The organism is Leptospira stimsonii (assembly GCF_003545885.1).
Taxonomy (GTDB): Bacteria; Spirochaetota; Leptospiria; order Leptospirales; family Leptospiraceae; genus Leptospira; species Leptospira stimsonii.
In genome coordinates this window covers 81,363-87,576 of record NZ_QHCT01000010.1, presented here as the reverse complement: position 1 = coordinate 87,576, position 6,214 = coordinate 81,363, and the positions used below count along the sequence as shown (strand labels likewise).

Annotated in this window: 7 protein-coding genes; 2 read left to right on the top strand and 5 right to left on the bottom strand. The window is 39.5% G+C overall.

The genetic code is table 11. The annotated features are described in order from the left end of the window. The first annotated feature begins 401 nt into the window (after positions 1-401). Positions 402-1,166, top strand: a complete 765-nt coding sequence (locus DLM75_RS21975) for a hypothetical protein (RefSeq protein ID WP_158586507.1) — start codon at positions 402-404, stop codon at positions 1,164-1,166. Between the two features lie 279 nt (positions 1,167-1,445). On the opposite strand, the gene DLM75_RS21970 is transcribed toward DLM75_RS21975, so the two are convergent. Then, positions 1,446-1,853, bottom strand: a complete 408-nt coding sequence (locus DLM75_RS21970; RefSeq protein WP_118970645.1) for a hypothetical protein — start codon at positions 1,851-1,853, stop codon at positions 1,446-1,448. Between the two features lie 51 nt (positions 1,854-1,904). Here DLM75_RS21970 and DLM75_RS21965 point away from each other — a divergent pair, with 51 nt between their 5' ends. Beyond that, on the top strand, positions 1,905-2,750 hold the full coding sequence (locus DLM75_RS21965) for a Na+-dependent transporter (protein ID WP_118970644.1): 846 nt from the start codon (positions 1,905-1,907) through the stop codon (positions 2,748-2,750). Between the two features lie 388 nt (positions 2,751-3,138). Here DLM75_RS21965 and DLM75_RS21955 read toward each other — a convergent pair whose 3' ends face one another. The 4 genes from DLM75_RS21955 to DLM75_RS21935 all read right to left on the bottom strand — a co-directional run bounded on the left by DLM75_RS21955 (position 3,139) and on the right by DLM75_RS21935 (position 6,130). After that, positions 3,139-3,492, bottom strand: a complete 354-nt coding sequence (locus DLM75_RS21955; protein ID WP_118970642.1) for a single-stranded DNA-binding protein — start codon at positions 3,490-3,492, stop codon at positions 3,139-3,141. 474 nt (positions 3,493-3,966) lie between these two features. Beyond that, positions 3,967-4,683 (bottom strand): SCO family protein, encoded by a 717-nt coding sequence (locus tag DLM75_RS21945; protein ID WP_118970640.1) that lies wholly within the window; start codon positions 4,681-4,683, stop codon positions 3,967-3,969. A 9-nt stretch (positions 4,684-4,692) separates the two neighbouring features. Continuing rightward, positions 4,693-5,253 carry a toxin-antitoxin system YwqK family antitoxin gene (locus tag DLM75_RS21940; protein ID WP_118970639.1) on the bottom strand — a complete coding sequence of 187 codons (561 nt, stop codon included), beginning with the start codon at positions 5,251-5,253 and terminating at the stop codon, positions 4,693-4,695. Then, positions 5,240-6,130: a YHYH protein gene (locus DLM75_RS21935; protein WP_118970659.1), complete on the bottom strand. Its 891-nt coding sequence runs from the start codon at positions 6,128-6,130 to the stop codon at positions 5,240-5,242. Before DLM75_RS21935 ends, DLM75_RS21940 begins: the two co-directional genes overlap by 14 nt. Positions 6,131-6,214 lie beyond the last annotated feature (84 nt).

The following is a 6,214-nucleotide window of genomic DNA, read 5'->3' as shown; positions in this document are numbered from 1 at the left end:
CCCTTATGAAGTTCTGAAAAATAAATTGCATTTAAAAGAAAAAGTAAAGATAGTTGGACGAGGTCGCTAGTAGTACACAAGAAGTAATTGGTAGTCCTTCATTGAAGAAATTATTTTAATAATTCTTTCTTTATCTTTTGTTTTCTTTGTTCATGAAATAAAGAAGACAAAAGATAAAGAAAGTATTCTTACCAAATTTTTACGGAAGCTTTACAACCAAAGGTAGAAAAAGAAATATTATAGGTGTTGAATATAATGTTGTTTATTTTCCTGGACTTGTTAAGAACTTTGCAAACTTTAGTGGTGAATAATTAAAAATAAACTTATTTCCAATAATTTTCTCGATTTTTATTTTGAGCGTTGGATTTTTGAAAAGTATGGGGTCTCCTTTTAAAAAAAATATGAAAATTACTTATTATTTGATTCTATTTTTGTTTTCGAGTAGTTGTAAAAAATTTGACTCGGACATATTCGTAAAAAATGCTTTTGTTGTAGATGAATACTTGTTTTCATTATCAAAAGGAAACATTTCTTTTGCATACGGGATGTATGACAAAAATGTTAATTCTCAATTAGAATACGTTGATTTTTTTAGTAAGATTAGATCAGTGGATAAATTGGTTCCTGCTGGATATATTTATAAGGAAGTTTATAATAAATCAAAATTTAGTTTTAGTATTGGAAGGACATTTGAATCTGAATATAGGATTTTTTACAGAGGCCTGAATCCGAAGTCAAAATATCTTAGAACGATTGTTGTCTATTGCTCAGAATCACGAATTAGAATTCTCTCAGATAATCTGGAGAAATTATCTGATGAATGGGACTTGAAAAATAATATAGTAAAGGAAATTCAAAAACCACATTTGATCGGCAATTTAAACTATTTTGACAACTGTTTGACCATAGACTTATTCAAAGACGCATTTCTATCTCCTAAAAATGAGGAGTTGGTTGAGGATGCATTTATCGAAAAATATATTCCAGGAAAAATTCGAAAAGTATCAAACTATCAAATAGGAAATAAATATATTGAGGTATTAAAATCTTCAGTAGAAGCAGGTATTTTTATTGTAATCAGAACAAGGATAGGTGAGATAAATAAGATATATAGAATTCAACCAAACGAACTTCTAAATCTGAATAGCTATTCTTTTTGTGAATAGGAATTAATGAGTAAAGAATATTATGAATTTTATTTTAAATCAAAAATTTGATTATTAAGTCATTTCTTATGATATTTGACTCCTATTTCTTCTTTGGTTGCGGCAAATTGGTTGGATACTTTTTCTCGCTTTTTCGAAAGGATAGGATAACGTCCTAAATTTTTCGCACATTTAAAGAATAAACAGAAAGGCTCTCCCGATGTGCCTTTAAAGTTTCGCATAAAAAAAGACCCGGTGTTTAATCCCGAGTCTTTTATCAGTATGTGTTTTAAGCCTTTCTTAGTTTACTAGCTGAAAAGTTGCTCCAGAGGCATTGTTTGATGTAATGAAGATGGTGTATGCACCAGCTACATTGAATCGAATGCTTCCCGAGGTTGTTACTGTTGATGTTCCAGAAGTAATTGTGTAGTCAACGCCAGCAACAGCTAAAGTCGTAGAAGTTGAGATTGGGCATGTTCCTTTATAAACTACATAAGTGTAGGATCCAGAAGAATTTCCAAAAGATCCAACGCTATTCGTCGGTGCGGAGGAGATTTGAACTGCACCGTTTCCTTCTGCACCTGTAAAATTGAGAGTGGAAACTCCGCCATTTAAAGTAGGATTCTCCCCCGAAACGAATCGAAATCCGATCGTAGTTTCTTGAAACGTAGGAACTCCCTCTTTTTCTTTGACTTCGGGAGAATTCACGTTTGCATCTTTGATTGCAATTTAAAGAAAGAAAAATACTACGGAGAATCCATGTTAGAAGCCGCCCTCATTCTTCTTGCCTTGTCTTCAATGAGTTCCCTCGGACTCGAACTCACCTCGGAACAGTTGGATTCTACTAAGAAGATGTTTACGACGGGAATTGTGGTTTGTTTTCTCAATCTCTTTCTACTTCCTCTTTTCGCATTTCTTCTTTGCAAAGTCTTTTCACTTTCTCCTTCGATCCGTCTCGGAATTTTTCTCTGCACTTGCTCGGGCGGAGGTGCTTCGGCAGGATTATTCATCTTAAAAGCGAAGGGCTCGTCAGGAACGGGGGCGGCCATGTTGAGCCTCTTGAATTTTACAAGCCTCTTTACGGCCCCTCTTCTCATCACATTGTATTCCGGAAGTTCGTTCTTCGAATTTGAAAAAGCGCTTCGGATTCTTCCTAAATTATTGGCGATCGGATTAGTCTTCTTCGGACTTCCTTTAGGAATCGGATTTTGGATTCGGAAAAAAAAAGAATCCGTCGCCTTTCAAATTTCCCCGTATCTCGTAAGAACCAGCAATTTGTCTCTTGGATTTTCCATTTTCTATCTCGCCTTCCAATATTCGGAACAAATCTTAGAATTCGGTCTTCCAATCTGGATTACAATCGTCCTTGTTACCGGTTTATCTTTTACGATCGGAATTTTTTTATTCAAAGATAAGTCGGAAGACCGAAGGAGCATCGGGGTCGTGAGCGGAATTCGGAATCTTTCTCTCGCCCTTCTTTTAGCGAACGAACAGACGGGAGATCCCAGAGTTTTGATCACGATTCTACTTTATGGATTTATTATGTATCTCGTGGCATTTCCGGCTTCTTTCTTTTGGAGGCGCTGGAAGAATATTCCGGTTTGATACGAAAGAACGTTGCGATGACTTTGCTTCTTCCCTAAAAATGGTTCAGCGATAGAAAGCGAATTTTGACGAAAACTCCTCGATCGAAAATCACACGAATCTATATTTTGCAAAAAGGCTTTCGTTTTCCCAATTCTCTCGAATGGATTCATTTAAGAATGAATATTAAAAATCGAGTTGAACTTTCCGACTCGGTACCTTCGGTTTTACCCGGTTTGGCAATCTCGAGAAAAATGAATATTCTCTGGACTCGCGCAGGAATAAAAAAATAGAATTCACTTCCGCCAGCATATGCTCCGTCTCAAAAGACAAAAAGTTAATTTAAAAAAAATTGAATATACTTCTTTGCTTTAGAGAGAGAATCTTTCGATTCTCTCTCTAAAAAATTCTAAGCCGCTTCCTTTTCCCTCTTTCCCGGTAATCCGTCAAAACGTACGGTATGAACGACAACCTTCATCTTACTTCGATTTCCACCGTCTTGAGATTTCCAACGATCCTGCCTGAGTTCTCCGATCACGGTCGCTTTTTTCCCCTTCTTTAGATATTCGTGGCAGTTCTCGGCCTGCCGCTCCCACGCTTCTATGTCTATATACGAAACCTCCCCAGGCTGATCGGGTGTGGATCGATGATCGTGATTGACCGCCAAAGTAAAGGTAGCGACGCTCTTTCCGCTGTTGAGAGTTTTGAGTTCCGGATCGGCCGTTAGATTTCCGTCCAGAATGATATGTGATAGATTTTTCATCGTTTTTTACTCCTCTGAATCGGGGAAAATTTTTTCCCCTTCGATTCTTACGGTTCTCGTCGCAAACGCAATGGAGCGGATTTTCGGATTTTTTTTTTGGAAAGAGATTCTTTTTTTCCAAGATCGTGGGCGATCTTTCTCAAATCACATTCGAAGATTGGAATGCTCTTCCGACAAAGAATCCGCAAAAAAAAACAGAATCCTGAATCCGCTTCGACTTGATTCGGACCCGAGCAAGAATGATTCTATATTCAGTTGAAATTCTTCATATGATTCTCCCTCCAAAAATTAGAAGGAAGGAACTCCGATTGGAATCGTAGAAATGAAGACCATATCAAAAATCGAAATATGTAGGAACTCCTCCATTCTCCATCGTTGGCGCTTTCTTTTGAACGCGTGAAGGGATCGAAATAGAAATTCCGCGTAAGAGGGATTTCGAATTTTCGTTTGCACTTGCAAGACGAACGTTTTCTTTTATGGATTCGAAATCACGAGGGAGGAATTCTTCTTATCTTCTTCTTTCAGGGTATTCAATTCGATCAGGAGCCTCTCCAAATCTCCGGTTCCTTTCGCGCGATACACACCGCGAAGATAATTCTTCCGATCGATCAGATAGACGTTTTCGGTATGAACGAAATCGTTGAGATCGTCTTTTCCTTGAATGACTTTTATATCCGCTCCGAATTGATTTCTCGCAAGATTAAAAATCGTCTTTTTAGAACCGGTAAGAAAGGTCCATTGGCTTTGTGAAATCTTGTAAAGGGATCTGAATTTTTTCAGAACTTCCACCGTGTCGATTTCCGGATTTACCGAAATGGAAACGACCTGAACATCCTTTTGATCCTGAATCTTAGGAATAAAAGTCAGCATATTCCGAGTGATCATCGGGCAAATCCCTCTACATTTTGCGTAGAAGAATACGACTAACGTATATTTTTCTCTGAGATTCTTGAGATTAAATTCTTGATTCTCCTGGGAGACGAGGGAAAACTCCGGAATTTTTTTTAGATCGGAGGGCATGACTCCGTCCTCGGCCGGCCAAAACGGATCCATCACATCGCCCTTAAAATAAGGAAGAATTCCTTTTTTTGGCGAAGAAGAATGGGTTAACTCCGGATAAAAAGTTTCCTTCTTTTCGTCGCAGGCGATCACAAAGAGAAGGAGCAAGACACTATATAAAACTTTTATCATATTCTTTTCTTAGTCCGTTTTTTTGATCGGCTCGCAGATTTTACTTCCCGGTAATCCCACGGAACTTCCGTCGGACGCAATCACGGTATTCATATAGATTTGTCCGTTCCGATTCCACTTTTTCACAACGATCAATTTTCCGTTTTCGTCGAACTTCTCGTAGAGGGAAGGTTTACCGTTGTCATACCATTCCCAGTGGTCGTTGATATATTTACCGGAACTGAATTCCGCGTAAAAACGATTGTTTCCGTTCGGATACCATGCGCGGTGAACTCCCACCTTGAGGCCTTCTTTGAAAGTCCTTTTTTCCAAAACAATTCCACTTTCGTTTCGTGAGATATATTCTCCGTCTTCCAGCCCGTCTTTGAATTCAGTTATTTGAATTTCATCCAATGCTGGAAAGGTTGTTCGGATAAAACCGTTGAATGGTTTAAGTTTATAGTAAACCTTATCCTTAAATACGGCGAGGTTCGGGTCGGAAGATTCGATCGTAACGCTTCCTTGACAACCGATCGTAAAGAAGGTCGTCAAGAAAACGAAAAAAATCGAAAGCGTCTTAGTTAGAAACACTTCCTATCGTACCGTAAAAGTAGGAACCCATTAGAGTTTTAATCGTTGCGGTCGCGTCCAGCACGTAGTGGTAGTGATAGGTAGGAGTCGAAAAGTGAACCGTAGCCGCGGTATGTCCATGCAAAGAATCTAATGTTGGCGTAAAATCGTCGCCGGTTGCCGCGGTTCCATTGTCGCACTTTTCACCGTAAATCGCATAACCGTCCAAAATGATTCCGATCAAATTCGCATCGTTATTGCTGACTTTTGTTACCGCCGCGTGATGATGATAAACACCTTGGTTTTGAGGGTGACCGCCGAAGTTGTCAAAGGTCATCGCTTCGACCGCAAGAGTATCCGGAGGAGCCGCCGCGTTGTTGAAAATCGCAAGACCGTTTACGGTGATACCGATGGATACGAGTCCGCCTTGAGTGCTCACGGTTCCGGTTCCTTTCGTAGGAGTGGAAGGAATCGCATAAACTAATTTTTGACTGGAGATAGAATTGTTCCCCGCAGGAGTATTACCTCCCGGAAGAGCTTCGAACAGGGGAGACGTGGAACCGTAGTAGTAACTCTTCGTATTCGGAACGTTCTGCGATTTAAAAACGTAGGAACTCCCGGAAACATAAGCCGTAGAACATTTAAAATTGTCTTTGATCCAAGAAGGAAGAGCCGAGTCCATACAAGTCGTAACACCCGTCACACAACCGGAAGAAGAATCGATCGTCGCGGTCGCCTTGGAAACTCCGGTTCCGGTCGTAGCAAGCGTTCCGTTACAAAATCCGGTCGCCGCGATAAATCCCAAGGTCGCAATCGTAAGATCGTCGTTTTTCTCGTCCTTTTTACAAAGTAAAACGGAAAGGCCGATCATAAGTATAAGAATCGTTTTTTGAATCATATTTTCTCCTTTTCTCAAGACATCTTCGGGCGCTTGATTTTATGGCACTTGAGTATAACCCAGTGGACGAAAATCGTCGACCGA